The organism is Mycobacterium sp. PS03-16 (assembly GCF_004570325.1).
Lineage (GTDB): Bacteria > Actinomycetota > Actinomycetes > Mycobacteriales > Mycobacteriaceae > Mycobacterium.
In genome coordinates this window covers 107722-131172 of record NZ_SPQO01000014.1, presented here as the reverse complement: position 1 = coordinate 131172, position 23451 = coordinate 107722, and the positions used below count along the sequence as shown (strand labels likewise).

General features: G+C 66.3%; 20 protein-coding genes and 1 pseudogene. 15 read left to right on the top strand and 6 right to left on the bottom strand.

What is annotated here, in order from left to right:
* Nucleotides 1-82: 82 nt before the first annotated feature.
* Nucleotides 83-814: an igiC gene (locus tag E4P42_RS14315; RefSeq protein WP_209305777.1), complete on the top strand. Its 732-nt coding sequence runs from the start codon at nt 83-85 to the stop codon at nt 812-814.
* A gap of 17 nt (nt 815-831) precedes the next feature.
* Nucleotides 832-2172: an SLC13 family permease gene (locus E4P42_RS14310; RefSeq protein ID WP_135126728.1), complete on the top strand. Its 1341-nt coding sequence runs from the start codon at nt 832-834 to the stop codon at nt 2170-2172.
* 107 nt (nt 2173-2279) lie between these two features.
* Here the strand turns inward: E4P42_RS14310 and E4P42_RS27430 are convergent.
* The 4 genes and pseudogenes from E4P42_RS27430 to E4P42_RS14290 form a co-directional block, all read right to left on the bottom strand.
* Nucleotides 2280-2460 (bottom strand): annotated as a pseudogene (locus tag E4P42_RS27430) (transposase); the annotation flags it as partial.
* A gap of 189 nt (nt 2461-2649) precedes the next feature.
* Nucleotides 2650-3402, bottom strand: coding sequence for a glycine betaine ABC transporter substrate-binding protein (locus tag E4P42_RS14300; protein ID WP_135126727.1), 753 nt, complete (start codon nt 3400-3402; stop codon nt 2650-2652).
* 28 nt (nt 3403-3430) lie between these two features.
* Nucleotides 3431-3901 (bottom strand): pyridoxamine 5'-phosphate oxidase family protein, encoded by a 471-nt coding sequence (locus E4P42_RS14295; RefSeq protein ID WP_135126726.1) that lies wholly within the window; start codon nt 3899-3901, stop codon nt 3431-3433.
* Between the two features lie 83 nt (nt 3902-3984).
* Nucleotides 3985-4791 (bottom strand): MBL fold metallo-hydrolase, encoded by an 807-nt coding sequence (locus E4P42_RS14290; protein WP_209305776.1) that lies wholly within the window; start codon nt 4789-4791, stop codon nt 3985-3987.
* A 338-nt stretch (nt 4792-5129) separates the two neighbouring features.
* Between E4P42_RS14290 and E4P42_RS14285 the strand changes: the two genes are divergently transcribed.
* Nucleotides 5130-6128, top strand: a complete 999-nt coding sequence (locus tag E4P42_RS14285) for a zinc-binding alcohol dehydrogenase family protein (protein ID WP_135126724.1) — start codon at nt 5130-5132, stop codon at nt 6126-6128.
* Between the two features lie 23 nt (nt 6129-6151).
* Here the strand turns inward: E4P42_RS14285 and E4P42_RS14280 are convergent, their stop codons facing one another.
* Nucleotides 6152-8920 (bottom strand): AAA family ATPase, encoded by a 2769-nt coding sequence (locus E4P42_RS14280; RefSeq protein ID WP_256371152.1) that lies wholly within the window; start codon nt 8918-8920, stop codon nt 6152-6154.
* Between the two features lie 209 nt (nt 8921-9129).
* On the opposite strand from E4P42_RS14280, the gene E4P42_RS14275 reads away from it, so the two are divergent.
* From E4P42_RS14275 to E4P42_RS14260, 4 genes are all read left to right on the top strand, one after another.
* The gene (locus tag E4P42_RS14275) at nt 9130-9789 is read left to right on the top strand and encodes a hypothetical protein (RefSeq protein WP_245234021.1); all 660 of its coding nucleotides are present in this window, start codon (nt 9130-9132) and stop codon (nt 9787-9789) included.
* 314 nt (nt 9790-10103) lie between these two features.
* Nucleotides 10104-11120, top strand: coding sequence for an alcohol dehydrogenase catalytic domain-containing protein (locus E4P42_RS14270; protein WP_135126721.1), 1017 nt, complete (start codon nt 10104-10106; stop codon nt 11118-11120).
* Nucleotides 11117-12499, top strand: a complete 1383-nt coding sequence (locus E4P42_RS14265; RefSeq protein ID WP_135126720.1) for an FAD-dependent oxidoreductase — start codon at nt 11117-11119, stop codon at nt 12497-12499. The genes E4P42_RS14270 and E4P42_RS14265 overlap by 4 nt, the downstream gene beginning before the upstream one ends.
* A gap of 64 nt (nt 12500-12563) precedes the next feature.
* Nucleotides 12564-13421 (top strand): SDR family NAD(P)-dependent oxidoreductase, encoded by an 858-nt coding sequence (locus E4P42_RS14260; RefSeq protein ID WP_135126719.1) that lies wholly within the window; start codon nt 12564-12566, stop codon nt 13419-13421.
* Between the two features lie 133 nt (nt 13422-13554).
* On the opposite strand, the gene E4P42_RS14255 is transcribed toward E4P42_RS14260, so the two are convergent.
* Complete coding sequence (locus E4P42_RS14255; RefSeq protein ID WP_135126718.1) at nt 13555-14049, bottom strand: SRPBCC family protein; 495 nt, start codon at nt 14047-14049, stop codon at nt 13555-13557.
* Between the two features lie 153 nt (nt 14050-14202).
* On the opposite strand from E4P42_RS14255, the gene E4P42_RS14250 reads away from it, so the two are divergent.
* Genes E4P42_RS14250 through E4P42_RS14215 form a run of 8 tightly spaced genes read left to right on the top strand, consistent with a single transcriptional unit; the run spans nt 14203 to nt 23387 of the window.
* Nucleotides 14203-14973: an ABC transporter permease gene (locus tag E4P42_RS14250; RefSeq protein WP_135126717.1), complete on the top strand. Its 771-nt coding sequence runs from the start codon at nt 14203-14205 to the stop codon at nt 14971-14973.
* Nucleotides 14974-14975: 2 nt separating this feature from the next.
* On the top strand, nt 14976-15833 hold the full coding sequence (locus E4P42_RS14245) for an ABC transporter permease (protein ID WP_135126716.1): 858 nt from the start codon (nt 14976-14978) through the stop codon (nt 15831-15833).
* 14 nt (nt 15834-15847) lie between these two features.
* On the top strand, nt 15848-17035 hold the full coding sequence (locus E4P42_RS14240) for an MCE family protein (RefSeq protein WP_135126744.1): 1188 nt from the start codon (nt 15848-15850) through the stop codon (nt 17033-17035).
* Complete coding sequence (locus E4P42_RS14235) at nt 17032-18057, top strand: MCE family protein (RefSeq protein ID WP_135126715.1); 1026 nt, start codon at nt 17032-17034, stop codon at nt 18055-18057. The genes E4P42_RS14240 and E4P42_RS14235 overlap by 4 nt, the downstream gene beginning before the upstream one ends.
* A complete protein-coding gene (locus tag E4P42_RS14230) occupies nt 18057-19139 on the top strand; it encodes an MCE family protein (protein ID WP_135126714.1) in 1083 nt (360 codons plus the stop codon). The genes E4P42_RS14235 and E4P42_RS14230 overlap by 1 nt, the downstream gene beginning before the upstream one ends.
* Nucleotides 19136-20611 (top strand): MCE family protein, encoded by a 1476-nt coding sequence (locus tag E4P42_RS14225; RefSeq protein ID WP_135126713.1) that lies wholly within the window; start codon nt 19136-19138, stop codon nt 20609-20611. Before E4P42_RS14230 ends, E4P42_RS14225 begins: the two co-directional genes overlap by 4 nt.
* Entirely contained in the window at nt 20608-21807 is a 1200-nt protein-coding gene (locus tag E4P42_RS14220; protein ID WP_135126712.1) for an MCE family protein, read from the top strand. Before E4P42_RS14225 ends, E4P42_RS14220 begins: the two co-directional genes overlap by 4 nt.
* Entirely contained in the window at nt 21807-23387 is a 1581-nt protein-coding gene (locus E4P42_RS14215; protein ID WP_135126711.1) for an MCE family protein, read from the top strand. The genes E4P42_RS14220 and E4P42_RS14215 overlap by 1 nt, the downstream gene beginning before the upstream one ends.
* Nucleotides 23388-23451: the final 64 nt, after the last annotated feature.

Genomic DNA, 23451 nt, shown 5'->3' with positions numbered 1-23451 from the left:
AGTGACAATGACCGAAACCTCTGCCGCCGCCGCACCGCCGATCCCCGGGACCACACATGACCGCACCCGCTACCGCAACGCGATGGGGCCGCGCGGCGTGATCGGCATCATGACGCCGGGACCCAACGTGGTGGTCGAGAACGAGATGATGGATATGCGACCCGAGGGCGTCATCAACGCCATCGACCGCTACTACGTCCCCAACCAGTCGATCGCCGCCGACGAGGACTGGTCGATCATCATGCGTCATGTCTCGGCCAACCTCGATGACTCGGTGCGGCGCCTCAACGAAGCGCTGATCGACCATCTGGTGCTCGGCATGTCCTCACAGAGCTTCATGGGCGGCGTCGAAGGCAGTTTCGCGCTGCTCGACCACCTGCGAGAAATCTCGGGTGTCGATGTATCGCAGGGCGCGCAGGCCGCCGAGGCCGCGCTGCACGATGTCGGTGCGCGACGGGTGGCACTGGTCACTCCCTACTACCCGGTCATCGAGAAGAACGCCGTGAATTATTTCGACGGCCGCGGCTTCGAGGTCGTCCACGTTGAAGGTCTGCGATGCCGCAGCATCATCGAGGTCGCAGCCCAGCCGGAGGAGCGGCTACGTGAAGCGGTGCGTGCGGCCGACTCTTATCGACCCGACGCGATCATCCAACTCGGCACCAACTTGCGCTTCGGGCGGCTCGCACCTGTGCTCGAGGAGGAGATGGGCAAACCGGTGTGGGCAGTCGGCACCGTCATCTACTGGCACGCACTGCGTGCCATGGGGGTTGACGATCAGTTCGATGGATTCGGCAGCTTGATCGCCAAGCACTGAGACGGAAGCAGATCACCATGTCGATTCAATTGATTTCCATCGCGGTGTTGGTCGGGGTGTTCGTCATCGCGACCTTTTTGAATGTTCACATGGGTGCTCTGGCATTCGTGGCGACCTTCATCGTCGGCTTGGGGCTGGCGGGGCGCTCCGAAAAGGAAATCCTCAGTGGTTTCCCAACCGGGCTGTTCGTGATCCTCGTCGGCGTCACGTTCCTGTTCGCCATCGCCAAAGTCAACGGGACCATCGACTGGCTTGTCGATCGCGCGGTCGGCCTGGTACGAGGACGGGTGTGGGCGTTCCCATGGATAATGTTCCTCATCGCGGCCGGTCTGGCCGGCATCGGTGCGGTACCGCCCGCGGCGGTCGCCATCATCGCCCCGACCGCGATGCGCATCGCGCAGCGCTATCAGATCAGCCCGCTGCTGATGGGATTGATGGTCGCCAACGGAGTGAGTGCCGGTGAGTTCTCGCCGATCGGCCTGTTCGGCATCATCGTCAACGACATCGCGATCGAAAATGGTGTGCAGTCATCACCGCTGGTGTTGTTCGTCAGCTGTTTCGCGGTGAACGTCGTGCTGTGCTACGCGCTCTTCGTGGTGATCACGCGACGCGCGCAGCGGCGAAACGCGCAGGGCGACAGCACTGCTGAGCCGGCCGCCGATTCATCCGGTGGCTCCGCCGGGCTCCGGCCGCCCGTCGGCGGTGGGAGAGGCGCCCAGATGGTGGCCGAGCGCACCGAGGTCAGCGTGCCCGCCCGTCCCGCGATGAGCCCTCAGATCGGGGCGACCTTGACCGGTCTCGTCGCCATGGTGTGCATCGTGCTCTTCTCGGACCTCGACATCGGCTTCGTGGCCATGACGCTCGCTGTGGTTCTGAGTGTCCTGTCGCCGGCTGCGGCGAAGGAGGCCCTACCGAAGATAGCGTGGCCGTCGGTTTTCCTCATCGTCGGCATCATCACCTACGTCAATCTGCTCCAGGGCCTCGGCACCGTCACCTATGTCTCTGATGCAGTGGCTCACCTGCGTTCACCCCTGCTGATCGCCTTGCTGATCTGTGTGATCGGAGCTGTGGTGTCCGCCTTCGCGTCCACGACCGGAATCCTGGGCGCCCTTCTGCCGCTCGCGGTTCCCTTCCTGCTGGCCGGCGAGGTCAACGCGGTCGCCATGCTCATCGCTTTGAGCCTGGCGTCGTCGATCGTGGACGCTTCACCGTTCTCCACCACCGGTGCTTTGATCGTGGCCAATGCGGCCGAAGAGGATCGCGACAAAGTGATGGCCCAACTTCTGCGCTGGGGGATGGCCATGATCGTCGCCGCACCCTTATTCGCGTGGGCGATCTTCCTATTGCCCGGCTGGTAGGGATCGGACCGCCGCAGAGCGTTGCGGTCCGAGACCTGTCCCTCGTTACCGGGTGAAACGGCCTTCGAGCATGGCGGGCTCCAGACGTCGTCGCAACGCTGCCGGTGTAGTAGATCACGCAAGCGCTCGGCTGGGTTGTCCCAGCCGAGCGTCTTTGCGTGGGCGTCCGCTGAGTTGTTGGAGGATGTGTTCGAGGTCCTCGGGTCCAAAGAGGCTGAGGTCGGTGCCTTCGGGGAAGTCTTGGCGGAGCAGTCCGTTGGTGTTTTCGTTAATGCCGCGCTGCCAGGGTCGCAGAAGTAGTCTGCCATGACGGTGGCTATGGAGAACTGTTGATGCGTAGTTCTTCCGGCGTCGCTCCATTCCCGGCAGCGCTGGGCGTAGGTCGATGATGAGGTCGTGTGGGCCTGGGGCAGCCGGGTGTTGCGCGAAACCCCTGCCCTTCCCAAGACCCCATGGGGTCCCAGTGGCCCCGCCGGGTCAGCGCGAGAAGTCTGTGTAGGGAGTCGAGGAGCGCTGACGGATCGCGTTGTCGAGGTGGTTGATGAGCGTGTTGCCGTAGTAGAGCTTGGTGAGATCGGCCAGGGCGGCGGCTCCGATCAGACTTTCGGCGTCCCGGTGAACCAGCAGCGTGGCGTTGTCGGTGGCGCCGAGGATGGCTTTCGGATCCTGGAGTCGGCGGATACGGAAACGGAGGTGTAGCGCCTGGGGGTGCCAGAACGGGATCACCATCCACCGCCGGTTCTGGACTGCATCGATGAATGCCATGATGCAGTCGTCTTCGGAGCCGTTCTCGAAACGATATCCGGCACTGTCGAGTCCGTATTCCGTGACGGCTCGTGGTGACATCTCGCTGATCCCCGCTCCGGGCGCCATGCCCTGTATTCGCCGCTGCATGTGCTCCAGCGCCACGGGCTGCGAGAGATCGGGGATGGAGGCGATCTCGGCCGGAACGTAGTCGGGGACGCCCCAGATCGGATAGGGCTCGTACAGCACCGTCAGCATCCGAACGCTGCCGGCGATCGGCGCGAAGTACTCGCCGTGGCTCCAGGGCAGCCACGCCGAGACCAGGGCGTCGACTTCGCCGCGTCCCAGGGCACGGAACATCTCTCGGTGCGGCGCGCTGTGGCGTTCGATCTCGTGGCCGTGTGAGCGGAGCACAAGTTCTACCTGTTCGGCCGCGGCGTCGTGGAAGGACAGCGAGATGTGTCCAACCCGTAGCGGTCGAGTCATGAGCACTGTTCTTCCGGCGGGCGGGTGGTCACCGGTCGTGGACGATGTCGGTCATGCGGGTGCCGGGCCCCGCGTCCCAGGGGCCCATGCCGCCGACCTTGTCGATGTGGATGCGGGTGAGATAGCCGTTCTCGTATCCAGAGGGCGGCCAATCGATCTCCGGGTTGCCTACCGCCTTGGCCAACTTGCGCTCGAGCTCCACGATGTCGGCCTCTTCGACCGTGGCCGTGCCGGTGAGTCTGAGGAAGGGTCTGACGACACCTTCCCAATGGTCCGGATTCGGGTCGAAGATGCCCACGACGACCAGGCTCTGCTGACGCATGTTCTTCACCTTGACGTGTTCCTTGAGGTGTCCGGTCACGAGTTCGTCGCCCCGCGGGGTCTCCTCCAACCCCACCCAGACTGCACTGACCTGCGGATTACCTTTGGGGCTCAACGTGACCAGGGTGGCGTTGACGCCCTCGCCGATGACTTGCCGAGCCGCCTGATTCAGTCTCATGACTTGTCTCCTTCACATTGCGGGTCATTCGTGGGCACGGTGAGTCCGCTGGATCCGGACATCGGGGAGGTGCTCAGCCGACGCTAGGCGCGGGGCTGCCAGGCGAAGCCGTCGGGAACCGGGATCACCCGGCCGAACGTGACGTCGGCGAAGTGCACGCCGAAACCGTAGGTGTCAGGCCGGATCAGCCTGCTCAGCAGCGCTTCCCGCGTGACGCGAGCGGTTCTCGTGTCGTGGTCCATGCCATCGGCCCACTCCGGGTGCGCAATCTGAGCCGCGGAGTGGAACGCATCGCCGAAGGCGATCAGCGTCTCGCCGCCGGATTCGATCACATAGGAGGTGTGCTCGGCGGTATGTCCCGGAGTGTGCAGCACCGACACACCGGGAGCGATGGTGGTTCCGTCGGCGACAGGGCGCACGTTGTCGGCGAGCGCGGTGATCACCGGCGTCAGCGTCGGGTCTGCTGTGTTCCTGCCGTGTTCCCAGCCTTCGGCGCCGATGTAGGCGGGCAAGTCGGCGAACGGCCCCCGCCCGGCGGCGTCCGCACCGTTGGCCCACCAGCCGACATGGTCGGCATGCAGATGTGTGATCGCCACGGCCGACAGCTCCGCTGGAGTGACCCCGTGACGGGCAAGTGAGCTCACCAGGGCACCGCCCGTCACCGTCCCGAGCCCGTCGAGCGAAGGGACGTTGTCCAACGGACCCAGCCCGGTGTCAATCAGCAGCGACCAGCCTGACCCCTGTACCAGAAGTCCGCCCGCGCCAATGACGAGGTAGCCGTCAGCGTCGAGCAGGTGCGTGTTCTGTTCCCAGAACGCCGGCGGACTGTCGGGCAACAGGGCGGACGGGGAGATCTGCACGGTCCCGTCCGAGATGTAGGTTGCGGTCACCTCCCCGACCGTGATCGACCTGGACTCCGGCGCGCTGTGCCAGCGTGGATGTGCGACGGCGGTATCGGCATCTCGATCGCCTGCAGAAGTGCTCACTGGCACAGCATGCAAACGGTGGTGGCACTCGAGCATCGGGCATTTGACTGCTCCGCGGTGCCGCCTGTCACACCGCCGGCGTTTGAGCGCCGGCAGCAGTCGGGAATTGCGGCCGCTGCGTCGATACCCATGAGGGCGGAGTCAAGCGGTCATTCGACCGATGCCTGTGGGCGGACGAGTTGTCACCGTGTTTGTGGCTGACTGAGCCAGTGGCGGCGAGAGCGACAACCGAGGAGACAAGCATGTCGAGCATGAAGGCGGTGGCGTCGTTCGATGCGCTACCGATCGACCATCCAGACGCGTTGACCGACATCACCGTCGACGTTCCCGAATTACGTGCACGCGATGTTCTGGTTCGGGTGCTGGCAGTGTCGGTCAATCCGGTCGACATGAAGCGCCGCCTGTCTCTGACGCCATCGCAGACCCCGACTGTGCTGGGATTCGATGCCGCCGGCGTCGTCGAAGCTGTCGGCCCGCAGGTCACAACCCTCTCACCGGGCGATGAGGTGTGGTACGCCGGCGATGTGAGTAGGCCCGGAACCAACGCTGAGTTTCATGCCGTCGATGAGCGGATCGTCTCACGCAAGCCCAGTTCGCTGTCGTTCGGCGACGCCGCGGCGCTGCCGCTCACCACCATCACCGCCTGGGAATCGTTGTTCGAGAGATTCGGCCTGTCGGGCGAGTCCACGGGGGACCTGCTCGTCGTCGGGGCCGCGGGAGGCGTCGGGTCGGTGATGATCCAACTCGCCAAGGCACTGACCGAACTCAGAGTGATCGCGACGGCGAGCCGGGCACCGTCGCAGGCGTGGGTGCGTGAGATGGGCGCCGACGCGGTCGTCGACCACCACGACCTGGAAGCGCAAGCCGCCCGCGTCGCGCCCGACGGGGTCGACTATCTCTTTTCACCGCACTCGCGCGGGAACGTCGAGACTTACGCGACGATCGTGCGGCCGTTCGGCCACATCACCGCCATCGACGAGCCCGAGGGCCTGGATCTGGTGGCGCTGAAGCCCAAAAGTATTGCCTGGCACTGGGAGTTGATGTTCACTCGTCCGCTGTTCGGCTACGACATGATCGCCCAACAGAAGCTGCTCGCTCAAGCGGCGGACCTGGTTGACCGCGGCGTGATCAGGACAACCGTGACCAGAACGATCACCGGACTGGATGCCGAAGGCATCCGCGAGGCGCACCGAGAGATCGAATCCGGTCACACGATCGGCAAAATCGTTGTCACACGCTGATGATCAGCGCCACAGCGCACGCCCTAGCTGTCTCTCTTGTCCAGATGTGACTGCAGGGCGGCGGCAAGTTGGCTGCGGGTGGTGACACCGAGCTTGGGAAAGACGTGGTAGAGGTGTGCCGCGACGGTTCGGTGCGACAGGTAGATCCGATCGGCGATCTCCCGGTTGGTGAGCCCGTCGGCGGCCAACTGGGCGATGTGAAGTTCTTGAGCGGTCAGCGATTCGGTAGCAGGGGCGAATGTGGCGGGTCCGGCGTGCACGCCGGCCGCCCTCAGCTCCGCGTTGGCGATGTCGGCCCAGGGCCGAGCTCCTGAGGCGGTGAAGGTGTGGGCAGCGGCGGCCAGATGTTCTCGCGAGGCGACGATGCGCCGCCTGCGGCGCAGCCACTGCCCGAACGCGAGCTGCGTTCGGGCCAGCTCCAGCGTCGCATTGCTGTTGGCCCCAGCGGCGATGGCCGTCACGAATCGAGCCTCGGCGTCGTCGGGGTCTGCGGACAATTCGGCCAGGCAGCGCTGCGACAGCATCGTCAGGAAGGGAGAATCGATGTGGGCGGCCTCATCCAGCGCGCGCTGGACCGACGGCTGCGCGAGATCAGGCTGTCCGGCGGCGATCGCCGCTTCGGTCAGGTCGCCCACGGCCCACAGCTCCATCTGCGGATGCGCTGCCAGTCGCGAGAGGTCGGCGACGGCCTTGGCGGCGTCGCCGGCAGTCAGTGCCGCGAGCCCGGATGCCCACTGCAGGTGGGCGTTCCAAACCACGCCGGGGTCACTGCTCACCCGGTCGTAGCCGTCGGCGATGGCCGTTTCGGCAGCGCGGAAATCACCCCGCCAGGCCGACGCCCTAGCCAGGATCGCGGCAGCAGCCGCGGCCTCGCCCAAAAGGTCGGTACTGTCGGCGAGCCGCAACGCGGCATCAGCGGTCACCCGTGCTTCTCGCAGACCGCCCGTATGAATTTGGAACTGCGCCCGGCCACGCAGTGCGTCACATTCGTGCACGGGGGAGTCCAGAGCCGCCGCGCACTGCGCCAACGCCGTCCATCCCTCGATAGCTGCATCGAGGTTCCAGGTGTACTCACCGGCCAGCGCGATCGCGCTGAGCAACAACGGGTCGGCGTGGAATTCGTCGGTCATCGACTTCGCCTGGGCGGCAAACGATGAAGCGCGACGGCGATGATCGATGGAGGCTTCGGCAATCTGGAGCATGGCCGCAACGACCGGTTCGGCGGCATCGGCGGTCCGGGCACGCCGGAGACCGTCGGCGATGACATCCCGTTCGTCGCGGTGCTGGCCGTACATTCGCCATCGGATCGACGCCGCCGCGAGCAGGAATCCTTGACCATAGCGGGCTCGCGGCTCGGCCACCCGGCCGAACCGCTCGGCCAGCCGGACGAGCTCCGCGACCGAGCGACCGGGAACACCGCCCATCGCCGCAAGGACGTATCGCGTGACTTCCAACTGGGCCGCCTCTGGCACCGGTGGCTGCAATGCGATCGCCTCGTCGACGATTCGAATGGCGTCCGCCCCCAGTCCGGCCATCCGAGCTGATTCGGCTGCGGATGTCAATCGACGTACTTTGTCCGGTTTCTCGGGTGAGATGGCTGCGGCGCGCCGGAGGGCCGCGACCGCTTCAGCGTGGGCACCCGTGGCGCTCGCCGCCGCGGCGGCATGCTCGAGTTCAGCTGCCACCGCCTCATCCGGGCCATAGGTCGCCGCAGCCGTGTGCCACGTGGCACGGGTGGGGTTGTCCAGGGCTGCCGCCAGCGCGCGGTGGGCCGCTGCCCGTTCCGGGAGGTTGGCGGCGCCATAGATCGCTGAGCGGATCAGCGGATGACGCACCTCGAGGCGGTCGGCGTTGATCTTCATCAAACCGCACGAGTGCAGTGTCCCGAGTTCGCGATCACCCACGCCGAACTTCTCGGCGGCGCGACTGAGTTCCCGCACCGTCAGTGTCCCCGCGGTGGCCACCAGCAGCAGCAGGGTCTGTTCCTCGTCCGTGAGGCAGGCAAGCTGCCCGAGAAAAGCGTTCTCGATCCGGCGGGTGGTGGGCAGCGGCGCGTCGGACAGCGGTTGGTCATGCACCCCTTCGTCGGCGATCGCCGCGGCCAGTTCCAGCACCGCCAGCGGATTTCCCGACGCCTCCGCCAAGATCCGCGCCCTGGTGGGTTCCTGTAGGCCGTGTAGCGCTGCGTTGCCATCGATGATTTGATCCAACAGCGTGGCGGCCGACTCCGAGTCCAGTGCGGTCAGTTGTAGATGCGGTAGATCATTGAGGTGACGCGGTTGCCCGGCCGTGTCCGGGCGCACCGCACACAACATCAGGGCTGCGGCGTTGGCCAGGCGCCGTCCGACGAAGGTGAGCACATCGAGCGTCGAAGGATCCAGCCACTGCGCGTCATCGACGATCAGCACCAGCGGTTGCTCCTGCGATGCCTCCTCGATCAGCCCGAGGACCGCAAGGTTGATCAACAGACGTTCGGGAGTGGGGCCCTCGTCGATCCCGAACGCAGTCAGCACGGCGACACGCTGCCGGCTGGGCAACCGTTGCGCGTGGCCCAGCAGCGGATAGATCAGCTCATGCAACCCGGCGAACCCGATTTCGGACTGGCTGTGCACGCCCGCACACCTCAGCTCGCGGAATCCGACCGCACCCGCCCGAGCGGCCAGCTCGGTCATCAGGGTGGTCTTGCCCAGCCCGGGCTCGCCCTCGATGACCAGGCAGCGACCCGACCCGCCGCCGACGACGGAGTCAAGCGCGGCCATCCCGATCTCCAGCTCACGAGAACGACCCAGCACTTGCCCAGCATCTCTTCCTGACGGCGGATCCGTCGAGCGCAGACTTTACCGACGCACTGGCGAGCCCGCCGTCCAGCACCGCCGAGACCACAGCCGTCCTAGTCATCTGACTGATGCCTGGCGACCGTGACGGTGACACCTTCGTGCCTATGCGCCACGTCGTCGAGGAAGTGCTGGACGCCTATGGGGGAGGTGCCCGGTGGTGTCGCGTGACGGCGATAGCCGCCCACTACCGGCTCGGTGGCGACTTCTGGGCCCGCAAGGGCGCATCGGCGCTGGCCGGTGAGGGTGAAGTGACGGTGTGGGTGAAGGACCAGCGGGTCAGCATGCGGCCATTCGGAGCTTCGGACCTCAAGTCTGTGTACAGCCCCGCGCGGGTCAGCATCGAGACGGTCGACAACGACCTGATCGAGATCCTGACCCGACCGCGGTCGTCGTTCGACGGCCACACACGGCGGTCATCGTGGACCGACCTGCAGGTGGCGTACTTCACCGGGTACGCGATGTGGACTGATCTCGCCGAACCGTTCAGCCTCACCATGCCGGGTGTCGAACTGCGGTACGACAGCTTGTGGCAGGAAGGTCCGGACGACTGGCGACGGTTGCGGGTGCATTACCCGCCGACGGTCGTCACGCACACTGCTCAGCAGACGCTGTATGTCGACGACCGCGGGTTGATTCGGCGACGCGACTACGACATCGACATCGCAGGTGGATCCCGTGCCGCGCAGTATGTGAGCGACTTCGTCAGTGTGGGCGGAATCGTGATGCCCACCACTCGCACGGTCTACGTGCGAGACGCCGCCGATCATCCGGTTCGCGATCAGCTCGAGGTGTCGATCGAGCTCACCGATGTCCGGGTGCTGTGACACGCGGCGGCCGGATGCAGTCATTCGTCGGATACCGATCGCCCGCGTGGGCCGGTCACGCTGGTGAACCGAGATCCATCGACCTATGGCGGAGGCCAGCTGACGTGACGACTTACCGCGCCTATCAGGTGACCGGCCAGCGTTCCTTCGAACTGGTCGAGCGGAACCTGGAACCACCGGCCCGGGGCAGTCTCACCGGATCCGTTCCAGCACGCACCCCACGCCTGACCGGATGATGTCGGGCGCGCGGTTTCGCGTCGTCCTCGATTTCTCGACCGTCTGAATCAACAACCACGCGCAGAAAGCGATCACTTGTGCCCACCTACCGCACTGTCGACGTCAACACTCCGTCCGGCCCACTGGAGTTGGCGGATCGCGAGATCGCCGAACCGGGGCCCGGGACGGTCAGAATCCGGGTCGAAGCCTGCGGCGTCTGCCATTCCGATTCGCAGCTGGCCGCCGGGCACCTGCCCGGAACCGTGTTCCCGATGACTCCCGGACACGAAATCGCCGGACGCATCGACGCCGTCGGCGGCGATGTGCAGGAATGGCGGTTGGGTGACCGGGTCGCCGTGGGATGGTCGGGCGGCTATTGCGGCCACTGCTTCTTCTGCCGCCGAGGTGAATTCATGCACTGCGAGTACGCCAAGGTGACAGGGGCTGCGTTCCGGGGCGGCTATGCCGAGATGATCGTCGCACCCACGAGCGCATTGGCCCGGATCCCGGACGAGCTTGGTGCCGCCGAAGCCGCCCCGCTGGCCTGTGCCGGAGTCACGATGTTCAATTCCCTGCGCCATACCGGGGCGATGCCCGGCGATGTCGTGGCCATTCTCGGGATCGGCGGTCTGGGGCACCTCGGTGTGCAGTTCGCCGTCAAGATGGGATTTCGCACCGTGGCCGTCGCCCGCGGCAGTGAGAAATGCGACATGGCCGAGCAACTCGGCGCCCATCACTACATCGATTCGACCGTCAGCGATGTCGCGGTCGAGCTGCGGAAGCTCGGCGGTGCGCGGGTCATCGCGGCCACCGTCACGAATTCGGCGGCGATGAGCGCAACCATCGACGGTTTGGCCCCACATGGCGAACTGCTGACCCTCGGCGTCTCGGCAGACCCGATCGCCGTCACTCCGCTGCAACTGATCAACACCACGGGAACCGTGCACGGACACCCCGCCGGGACTGCCGCCGACATCGAAGACACCCTGAATTTCTCGGCACTGCAGGGGATCCGGCCGTGGATTGAAGAGTTCCCACTGAAATCGGTGGCCGACGGGTACGACCGGATGATGCGCAACGAGGCCCGGTTCCGTGTCGTGTTGAGGATGTCATGAGCACGATGATCACTGCCGACCTCTTGGTCATCGGCTTCGGCAAGGGAGGCAAGACCCTCGCGGCCGCCCTCGGGGCACAGGGCCGGCGCGTGGTGGTGGTGGAACAGTCGGCGCAGATGTACGGGGGCACCTGCATCAACGTCGGGTGCGTACCCACCAAGTCCATGGTGTACCGAGGCGAGATGCGTACGTCGGATGGTGACGGCGCAGCCGCGTACAGCGAAGCCGTCGCGGCCACCGCAACACTGACTGCCGGGCTACGCGCAGTCAACCTCGGCATGTTCGCGCCGATACCCACGGCCACCGTGCTGACCGGTCATGCGGCTTTCGTCGACGAGCACACGGTGGCAGTCGACACCGCCGACGGCCGCGCTGTTGTGACGGCGTCCAATATCGTCATCGGAACCGGTTCGGTGCCGGTGATTCCGGACATCCCCGGCTTACGCGACTGCCCTGTCGCGTTGACCAGTGCGGAGCTGCTCTCCGCGCTGCCGCGACCTGACCGCCTCGTGATCCTCGGCGGCGGCTATATCGGGCTGGAATTCGCCTCGATGATGGCCGCTTATGGCACGGAGGTCACGGTCCTGGAGCGCCATTCGGCGATTCTGGGCGGTGAGGACGAAGACGTCGCGACCGCCGTGCGTGAAGTCCTGGCGGCTGCCGGCGTCTCGGTGGTCACCGGTGTCGAGATCGACGGTGTCGAAAGCACATCCGAAACGTCGGCCACCATCCACTTCACCGCAGCCGGCACCGAATCGGCGGCGGTCGCCGACGTCATACTGGTGGCGCTGGGCCGTAGACCGAACACCGAAGACCTGTCGCTCCACAACGCCGGTGTACAGACCACACCCACCGGGGCGATCGAGGTCGACGAATTTCGGCGCGCGAGTCGACTGCACATATACGCGGTGGGAGATGTCAACGGCGGACCGCAATTCACCTACATCTCGCTCGACGACTATCGCATCGTTGCCGACCAGCTCGCCGGCGCCGATCATCCGCGCTCGGCTGCTGATCGAGTCGCGGTGCCGTCTTGTCTGTTCCTCACCCCACCGCTGGCGCGGGTCGGGATGACCGAACGGCAAGCGCGCGCCGCCGGGCATCAGGTGAAAACGGCTTCGAGCCCGGTGGCGAAGTTGGCCACGGTCGCCCGTGCCCGGATCGTCGATCAGACCGATGGAATTATGAAGGTCGTCGTCGACGCCGAAACGGATCAGTTTCTCGGTGCGGCGCTGTTGTGCTACGACGCCCATGAGGTGATCAACCTGGTGGCCATGGCGATGCGTCACCGCCTCACCGCAAGCATGATGCGCGACGAAATCTACACCCACCCATCGATGTCCGAGTGCTTCAACCAGCTCCTGTGGATGCTGCGATGAGCTCTGTGATCGATCCGACCGACACCCGGCGCGTCCGGGAATCAACCATCGAAGGGGAAGCGCCATGAGCAAGGTCTGGTTCATCACCGGGTCATCGCGGGGGCTTGGCCGAGCGCTCACGCGTGCCGCCGCCGAAGCCGGTGACCGCGTAGCCGCCACAGCTCGCCATCCGGAGCAGTTGGCCGATCTCACCCGTGAGTACGGAGACCGGATCCATCCGCTTCAACTCGATGTGACCGACCCAGGCGCTGCCGTCGCCGCGCTGTCGACTGCACGTGGCCGATTCGGCCGGGTTGATGTGGTGGTGAACAACGCCGGATATGCGAACGTCGCACCCATCGAGACCGGCGACGACGCGGACTTTCGCGCGCAGTTCGAGACCAACTTCTGGGGTGTGTACAACGTCTCGAAGGCGGCGATCCCGGTGCTGCGGGAGCAGGGCGGCGGCACGATCATTCAGATCTCGTCGATGGGCGGCAGGACCGGCGGTTCAGCCGGCATCGCCTCCTATCAGGCGGCCAAGTTCGCCATCGACGGTTTCAGCCGGGTGCTGAAGGCCGAAACTCAACAGTTCGGCATCAAGGTGCTCGTGGTGGAACCCAGCGGTATCGCCACCGACTGGGCTGGATCATCGATGCGGATCGCCGACATCCCGGAACGATACGCCGACACAGTCGGAGCCATGCATGCGATACGCGAGAGCGATGCCGTGCGAGCTGGTGACCCCGTACGGGCTGCCGAGATACTGGTCCGCCTGTCACGGCGAAGCGAGTCGCCGTATCGGCTACCCCTCGGTGTCATCGCGATCGAGGCCGCCATCCGCCAAGACGAACAACTGCTCGCCGAGGACATGCGGTGGGCAGCGGTGGCTCGGTCCGCGGACTTCGGACAGCCCTATCCCGTGGACCTACCGGGCGAGTAGTCACATCACCGGTGTCCGTCCGGCCAACTCGGCCGCTGATTCGTCCGCCTGCGCCGAAAAGCGCTGCGGCACAACAGGGGTCGTTTCAGATACCGAGGTAGTGTCCCGACGGTCGGCTGGTGGGGGGCTCGACTCAGGACTCCGCCAACTCCGCCAAATGCCGCAGCGAGTTGTCCAGGTGCTGCGGGTCGAACGGCGGGAACTCGATGTCTCGCCGGTCCGGCGGCACGCGCGACCAGTCGTAGGTCAGCGTGACCTCGGTCCGCCCCCCGTCGACCGGGGCGAGGTCGTAGCGCCACGTCCACCCGCCGTACTCGATGGGCCCGTCCTCGTCGCCGCGACCGGGAATGTGCCGGGGTTCGGTACCCGGCAGCCACGCGATCGCCCGCGGCTTATCGAACACCTCGACGAGGTTCGCCATCTCGTAGTGCTTATTGGGGTGACCCTCGTGGTACATCGCCACCCGGAAGATCTGCCCGGCACCGGTGACGGGTCCACCTTCGAGAGCGCGTTGCACCCATCCGGTGCCGTCGATCGCCGCGTGGGTTGACGGATCCGCCAACACGTCGAACACCGCCTCGGCCGGCGCGTTGACGACGATTTGAGCGATGAGATTCTCTTCAGCCATGCGGTATCGACCTGCGGGCCGCTACGAACTCATCGCGACGGCACTACGCGCACGACCGCGGTCGTCCCGTTGGGCGGGACGCAGCATGTGCCCCAGCTCACTGGCCTGTCAGTGTTGCCGCTCGGACCACAGCAGCGCCCATGGAGGTTACCGATGCGTCGAACGGACTTGAACCGTCCGCTGGAGGCGGTCGGTGGGCTGTTCGGGATGTCGGTCGACGCGGTGCGGTTCGTCTTCCAGCGGCCGTTCCAAGGCCGGGAATTCCTCGAGCAGTCGTGGTTCGTCGCCCGCGTGGCCCTGGCGCCCACCCTGCTGGTGGCCATCCCGTTCACCGTGCTGGTGAGCTTCACGCTCAACATCCTGCTGCGGGAACTGGGGGCGGCGGACCTGTCCGGCGCCGGCGCGGCCTTTGGCGCGGTCACCCAGGTTGGCCCGCTGGTGACGGTCCTCATCGTGGCCGGTGCCGGCGCCACCGCGATGTGCGCTGATCTGGGCTCGCGGACCATCCGCGAGGAGATCGAGGCCATGGAGGTGTTGGGCATCAACCCCGTGCAGCGGTTGGTCACCCCGCGCATGCTCGCGTCAGGCCTCGTCGCGCTGCTGCTCAACAGCCTGGTGGTGATCATCGGCATCCTCGGCGGCTACACCTTCTCGGTCTTCGTGCAGGACGTGAACCCCGGTGCGTTCGCGGCGGGCATCACGCTGCTGACCGGGGTGCCCGAGGTGATCATCTCGTGTGTGAAGGCGGCGCTGTTCGGCCTGATCGCCGGCCTGGTCGCGTGCTACCGCGGGCTGACCATCACCGGCGGGGGCGCCAAGGCCGTCGGCAACGCGGTCAACGAGACCGTCGTGTATGCATTCATGGCGCTGTTCGTGATCAACGTGGTGGTGACCGCCATCGGCATCCAGATGACGACGGGCTAGCGATGGGCGCACTCACCACGCTGGGCTCCGCGTACCCGCGCGTCGTCACCCAGATCCGCAAACCGGTCTCGATGCTGGGCCGCCTCGGCGACCACATCCTGTTCTACGGCCGCGCGCTGGCCGGCACCCCGCACGCCGCCGTGCACTACCGCAAGGAGATCATCCGGCTGATCGCCGAGATCTCGATGGGGGCAGGCACATTGGCGATGATCGGCGGCACCGTGGTGATCGTCGGATTCCTCACCATGGCGGCGGGGGGCACGCTGGCGGTGCAGGGGTACAGCTCGCTGGGCAACATCGGGATCGAAGCGCTGACCGGGTTCCTGGCCGCGTTCATCAACGTGCGCATCTCGGCCCCCGTGGTGGCCGGGATCGGCCTGGCCGCCACCTTCGGCGCCGGTGTCACCGCTCAGTTGGGCGCGATGCGCATCAACGAGGAGATCGACGCGCTGGAGACGATGGGCATCAGGCCCGTCGAGTACCTCGTGAGCACCCGCATCGTGGCCGGCATGGTCGCGATCACCCCCCTGTACGCGATCGCGGTGCTGCTGTCCTTCGGCGCAAGCCAGTTCACCACCGTCGTGCTGTTCGGCCAGTCCGGTGGCCTCTACGACCACTACTTCAACACGTTCCTCAACCCGATCGACCTGTTGTGGTCGTTCCTGCAGGCCGTGTTGATGGCGCTCACCGTGCTGTTCATCCACACCTACTTCGGCTACTTCGCCACGGGCGGCCCGGCCGGCGTCGGTGTGGCGGTCGGCAATGCGGTGCGGACCTCCCTCGTCGTCGTCGTCTCGGTGACCCTGCTGGTGTCCCTGTCGGTGTACGGCGCCAACGGCAACTTCAACCTGTCGGGATAGGGGGAGTCGTGGCACTGAAGTCGAGCACCACGCGCGCGCTGGTCGGCGCGACGACGGTCCTGTGTATCGCCGGTGTGGTCGCACTCGCCGTCGGCCTCTTCCGCGGCAGTTTCACCGACAGCGTCGGCGTCACGGTGATATCCGAGCGGGCCGGCCTGGTGATGAACCCGGATGCCAGGGTCAAACTGCACGGCGCCCAGGTCGGGACGGTGGAATCGATCGAGGCACTGCCCGACGGACGTGCCGCTCTGCATCTGGCGATGGATCCCGCACAGCTCGAACTGATCCCGTCCAACGTGCTGGTCGACATCGGGTCGACGACGGTGTTCGGCGCCAAGGCGGTCGAGATGGTCCCGCCGTCCGACCCGTCGCCGCAACCGTTGCGGGCGGGCCAGGTGCTCGACGTCGGGCACGTCACCGTGGAGGTCAACACCGTCTTCGAGCAGTTGGTGTCGGTGCTGTCGAAAATCGAACCGGCCAAACTGAACGAGACGCTCGGTGCGCTGGCCAAGGGATTCGACGGGCGCGGCGAACAATTCGGTCAGACCATGACCGACCTCGAGGCGCTGCTCGCCAAGCTCGATCCCAGCCTCGAAAACCTCAGCCAGGACCTCGCCGTTGCGCCGACGGTGCTCAACGCCTACGCCGACGCGGCTCCCGACCTGCTCACCACCGTGGACAACACCTCGCGCATCAGCGACACCCTCGTCGAGCGGCAGAACGACCTGGACACGTTGCTGCTGAGTACCATCGGCCTTTCGGAGATCGGTAACGACGTCATCGCCACCAACCGGCAGTCCATCACCGACCTGATGCGCGTACTCATCCCCACGACGGACCTGACCAGCCGCTACCGCGAGGCGCTCAACTGCGGGCTGGCCGGAATGGCCCCTCTGGCCAAGGGGCCGCCACCGCCCGTCCCGGGCGTGCTGCTCCTCGATTCGTTCCTGCTCGGCACCGAACGCTACCGCTATCCGTCCAATCTGCCCAAGGTGGCGGCGCGCGGCGGGCCACAGTGCGCAGGCCTGCCCGACGTCGGCTACGAGAACCGCGCCCCGTTCGTGGTGTCCGATATCGACGCCAATCCCGCGCAGTACGGGAACCAGGGGATCCTACTCAACTCCGACGGGCTCAAGCAGATGCTGTTCGGACCCATCGACGGCCCGCCCCGTAACAGCGCGCAGATCGGTCAACCGGGATGAGGCGCCTCGGACCCACCGCGGTCAAGTTCACTGTTTTCGGCACGGTCATGGCACTGTTGACCGCCGCGCTGTTCGCGATCTTCGGTCAGTACCGCACCGGGTCGGCCGACGACTACTCGGCCGTGTTCACCGATGCATCCAGCCTCAAGACCGGAGATTCGGTACGAATCGCGGGGATTCGGGTAGGAACGGTCAACGACATTGCGCTGCAACCGGACAACACGGTTCTGGTGCGTTTCGACGCCGGTAGCGACATCCGGCTCACGACGGGTACCAAGGTGGCGGTGCGGTACCTCAATCTCGTCGGCGACCGCTACCTCGAACTCATCGACGGCCCCGGCTCCACCCGCATCCAGCCGGCCGGCTCGCAGATCCCCAAAGAGCGCACCGAACCGGCCCTGGATCTCGATCTTTTGCTGGGCGGCCTCAAGCCGGTGATTCGGGGCCTCGATCCGCAGGACGTCAACGCACTGACCAACTCCCTGATCCAGGTGCTGCAGGGACAGAGCGGCGACATCGAGTCGCTGTTCGCCAAGACATCGTCATTCACCGATGCGATCGCCGCCAACGGCGAGACGGTGCGCCAGATGATCGACAACCTCGATGCCGTGCTGGCGACCGTGTCCCGCGATGGTGAGAAGTTCTCCGGCGCCGTGGACCGGTTGGAACAACTGGTCACCGGGCTCTCCCAGGATCGTGATCCGATCGGGGCGGCCATCGACTCCCTCGACGACGGCACCGCGTCGCTGACCGATCTGCTGACCCAGGCGCGGCCACCGCTGGCCGGCACCGTCGATCAGCTCAATCGCATCGCCCCGCAGCTCGAGAAAGACAAACCCCTACTGGATATCTCGCTACAGAAAGCCCCGGGGAACTATCGCAAACTCGTGCGCCTCGGCGCGTACGGCAGCTGGCTCAACCAGTACCTGTGTGGTTTGTCCGTGCGAGTCACCGACCTGCAGGGCCGCACCGCGTACTTCCCTTGGATCAAGCAAGACACCGGAAGGTGCGCGGAGCCCTGATGCTGAAATACCGTGGAAGCGCCCTGGTCCGAACCGGATTCATCGGTCTGGTGCTGATCGTGCTGGTGATCACCGTTGGGCTGCAGCCCCAACGGCTGCTGTCGATGGCGACGTCGGTGAAGTACCAGGCACTGTTCAACGAGGCCGGTGGACTCGCCGCCGGCAACGAGGTCAAGGTCTCCGGGGTGGCCGTCGGGACGGTCTCCGACGTGGCGCTGCAGAACGGCAAGGCGCTCGTCACCTTCTCGATCGAGAGCTCGGTGCGACTGGGGACGGACACCACCGCCCACATCCGCACCGGGACGCTGCTGGGCGAGCGGATGCTGACCGTGGAACCGCAGGGCACACAGACGCTCGTCCCGATGTCGGTGATCCCGTTGACCAGGACCGCCTCGCCGTATTCGCTGACCGATGCGGTCAGCGAGTTCACCGCCAACACCGCGGACACCGACACCGCGACGCTCAACCAGTCGCTGGACACGCTGTCGGAGACCATCGAGCGGTTGGCTCCGCAACTGGGGCCCACCTTCGACGGCGTGACCCGGCTGTCGCGGTCCCTCAACGACCGTGACGAGACGCTGGGCAACCTGCTGGCCAGTGCGGCCGACGTCACCGGAATCCTCTCGGAGCGCAGCCAGCAGGTGAACGCCCTGCTGCTCAGTGCCAACGATCTGCTCGCGGTGCTCGAGCAGCGGCGCTACGCGATCGTCAACCTGCTCGCCAACACCTCGGCGCTGGCCCAGCAGTTGACCGGGCTGGTACGCGACAACGAGCAGGAATTGGCGCCGACATTGGAGAAGATCAACTCGGTCTCCGACATGCTCGAACGCAACCGCGACAACATCGCCGAGGCGCTCGCCGGTCTGGCCAAATATCAGGTGACGCAGGGCGAGGCCGTGAACAACGGTTTCTACTACAACGCCTTCGTCGGAAACCTGTTGCCGGGCGCGGCCATTCAGCCGTTCCTCGACTATGCCCTCGGCTTCCGCCGCGGTGTCAACGCCGGACAGCCGCCGGACAATGCCGGCCCACGGGCAGAGTTCCCGTTCCCCTACAACGGTATTCCGGGTGGATCGCGATGAAGAACCGCACTCGTCTCGTCAAGGCGCTGGCCGTTGCGCTGGTGGCGCTGATCGTTGGCGGCGTCGCGGTGGTGGTCCGACAGGTCTACTTCGGACCGCGACACATCACCGCACACTTCACCTCTGCCACGTCGATCTATCCGGGCGACGAGGTCCGGGTGGCGGGCGTCAAGGTGGGCACAATCGAGTCGATCACTCCCGCGGGGGACCAGGCGGTGTTCACCCTGGCTGTCGACCGCGACGTGCAGGTGCCCGCCGACGCCCAGGCGATCGTCGTCGCGCAGAACCTCATCTCTGCGCGGTATGTGCAGTTGACCCCCGCGTACGAGAACACCGGACCGGTGATGGCCGACGGGGCGGTCATCGGGCTCGACCGCACCGCCGTGCCTGTCGAATGGGACGAGGTCAAAGAACAACTGGCGCGGCTCGCCACCGAACTGGGTCCGTCCGGCGGTGTGTCGAGCACCTCGGTCAGCCGGTTCATCGACAGCGCGGCCACCGCGATGGACGGCAACGGCGACAAGCTGCGGGAAACCATCGCCCAGCTGTCCGGGGTGGGCCGCATTCTCGCCGACGGCAGCGGCGACATCGTCGATCTGATCAAGAACATGCAGGTGTTCGTCACCGCGTTGAGGGACAGCAATACTCAGATCGTCCAGTTCCAGGACCGGTTGGCGACGGTCAGCAGCGTCATCGACGGCAGCCGCGCCGACATGGACGCTGCGCTGACGAACCTCTCCGAGGCGGTCGGTGAGGTGAGAAGGTTCATCGAGGGCAGCCGCAACCAGACCTCGGAGCAGGTGCAGCGGTTGGCGAACATCACCCAGAACCTGGTCGACAACAAGACCGAGCTGGAGAACGTGCTGCACGTCGCGCCCAACGCGATCGGCAACGGCTACAACATCTACAACCCGGACACCGGGTCGATGGTCGGCGCGTTCGCGATGGGCAACTTCGCGAACCCGGTGCAGCTGATCTGTTCGGCGATCGGCGCGGTGCGCAATGCGACGGCGCCCGAGACGGCGCGGATCTGCGCGGAGTACCTCGGGCCGGCGCTGAGGCTGCTCAATTTCAATTACCTGCCGTTGCCGTTCAATGCCTACCTGAAGAAATCGCCCAGTCCAGGAAATCTGATCTACGCCGATCCCAGCGTCGCTCCGGGCGGCACCGGTGGCAGCCCGGACGCTCCGGAGCCTCCGCCCGCGGTGTCCGCCTACACCGGTGCCGGGGACGTTCCACCGCCGGCCGGTTGGGGCACTCCGCCCGGTCCGCCGGGTGCCTACGCCCCCAACGGCCTGCCTGCCAACCCGACACCTGCGCTGTTCCCGGGCGCGCCCGTGCCGGCCGGCCCGCCGGTCCCCGGACCGCCCGCGCCGACCAGCCTGCCCGACATGCTGCTTCCCGCCGAGGCGTCGCCGCCGCCGGCACCCGCTCCGGCCGCACCGTCACAGGAAGGGAATCCGCCGTCATGACGGGTCGCCGTTCGATCACCCGCGTCCTCGCCGCGGCTTCTTGTGTCGCGGTCGTCGGAAGCGGTTGCAGTTTCGAGGGATTGAACTCGCTACCCCTGCCGGGCACGGTGGGAACCGGTGACGGGTCCACGACCTATCGCGTCCAGATGGCCAATGTGGGCTCGTTGGAATCGAATTCGCCCGTCATGATCAACGACGTCGTGGTCGGCGCGGTTGGGCCGATGACGGTGCGCGACTGGCACGCCGATGTCGAGATCAGCGTCGAGCCGGACGTCGTCATACCCGCCAACGCGACGGCCACGGTGGGGCAGACCAGCCTTCTGGGCTCCATGCATCTGGCGCTGGATCCGCCGCTGGGGCAGCCGCCGGCCGGCCGGCTGGCACCGGGATCCACCATCGGCCTGAACAAGACCTCGACCTATCCTTCGACCGAGGAGACCCTGTCCTCGCTGTCGGTGGTCGTCAATGGCGGTGGCTTGGGGCAGGCGGGGGACATCATCAGGGAGTTCAACGCGGCGCTGAGCGGTCGCGAACCTCAGCTTCGGGCGCTTCTGCTCCGCCTCAACACCTTCGTGGGACTACTCGATTCACAGCGCGAGGACATCAACGCCTCGATCGCGGCGCTCAACCGGCTCGGCGCCACCGTCGCCGGCCAGCGTGACGTCATCACCAGTGCACTGCAACGGATTCCGCCCGCACTCGACGTCTTGATCCGTGAGCGGCCCCGACTCACCACCGCGCTCGACAAGTTGCGCGTATTCAGTGACACCGCCACGGGGCTGATCAACGACACGCAGGCCGACCTCGTCCGAAATCTGCAGAATCTCGAGCCCACGCTCAAAGCGCTGGCCGATGTCGGACCGGACCTCGGCACGGTGCTGGCCTACGCGCCGACCTTTCCCTACACCCAGGGCTTCATCGACCGGGCCATCCGCGGCGACTACATGAACCAGTTCATCATCTTCGACTTCACGATCCCGCGGCTCAAGCGGGGCCTGTTCCTCGGCACCCGCTGGGGGCAGGAGGGGGCGCCCATGGTTCCGGCGCCCGGGGATCCGTGGTATCTGAACTACACCCTCGATCCGCTCAGCGCGCCGGTGGCGCCACCGACGGAGGTGGCGCCGATCCCGCAACTCTTCGAGACAGAGGACGGGGGCGCGACGGTGGACGACGCTTCCGGCGAAGGCGGGAACTGATGCTCACCCGTTTCGTTCGCAGCCAGCTCGTCATCTTCACGATCGCCGCGATCGTGGCGATGGGTGTGATGATCTTCGGCTATCTGCAGGCACCCCTGTTGTTCGGTGTGGGTCGCATGACGGTGAAAGTGGAACTGGCCGGCACCGGAGGCCTGTACCGGTTCGCCAATGTGACCTATCGCGGTGTCGAGGTCGGCAAGGTCACCGAGGTGCGTCCCACTCGATCGGGCGCGGAGGCGACGCTGTCGTTGGACACCTCCACCGAGATCCCGGCCGATCTGCACGCCGCCGTGCGCAGCGTGTCGGCGGTCGGAGAGCAATACGTCGACCTCCAGCCCCGCACCGACCGTGGCCCGTTCCTCGACGACGGCGCGATCATCAGGCGGGAGAACACCTCGATCCCGCAGCCGGTCGGACCGATGCTCGACCGGGTCAGCGCGTTGCTCGACAGCGTGCCGAAGGAGAAGATCAGCGGGCTGCTCGACGAGACCTTCAGGGGGCTCGACGGCGCTGCCTACGATCTCGGCTCACTGGCCGATTCTTCGGCCACGGTGGTCGGGGATGCGAACGCGGTGTCCGATCAGACGCGGTCGCTGGTCGACGACGGCCGGCCGCTTCTCGAGGGGCAGGCACAGACCGCCGACCAGATCCGCACGTGGGCACGCAGTCTGGCCGGCGTGACCGGACAGCTGGTCGCCAACGACCCCCAGTTCCGCACCCTGCTGGAAACCGGTCCCGGTGCGGCCGACGAGGCATCGCGACTGTTCAACCAGGTCAAACCGACGATGCCCGTGCTCCTCGCCAACCTCACCGCGGTCGGTCAGATCGCCGTCACCTACCACGCGTCGCTGGAACAACTTCTCGTGCTGCTGCCGCCCTACATCGCTGCGACGCAGACCGTCGGCGTGGCAAGGAACAATCCGACCGGGATGTCGATGGGCGACTTCACGCTCAGCATGAACGATCCGCCGGCGTGCACGGTGGGATTCCTGCCGCCTTCGTCGTGGCGGTCACCCGATGACGAGAGCGACATCGACACACCGGACGGTCTGTATTGCAAACTGCCCCAGGATTCACCACTCGCGGTCCGCGGTGCCCGCAACTACCCGTGTATGGAGCAGCCGGGTAAGCGTGCGGCCACGGTGGAGGAGTGCCGCAGCGATCGGCCCTACGAGCCGCTGGCGATGCGTCAACACGCGCTCGGCCCCTATCCCATCGACCCGAATCTGATCGCCCAGGGCATCCCGCCGGATGACCGGGTGGATTTCAGTGAGCAGATCCACGGGCCGCCCGGTGGTACTCCGATGCCGCCGGCTGCCGGCGCGCCGACCGCCGCGCCACCCGCAGGTGAGCCGGCTCCGGCTCCGGCTCCGGCGCCGCCCGGCGGCGGCGGTCCGGTGATCGCCCCCAGTGGCTTGGCTCCGGACGCCGCGGCGGGTCCGTCCGTCGCGATTGCCACGTACGACCCGGCGACCGGGCAGTACGCCACGCCCAGCGGGGCGGTGTTCCAGCAGTCGAACCTCGCGACCGAGACCGAGCCGAACAAGACCTGGCAGGATCTTCTGCCGACAGGCGGCTGACGGCTGGGGCGCGCCGGGGGAACAGGGACGGCGCGTCCCAGCCGTTCAGCTCAGCGAAGTGTGG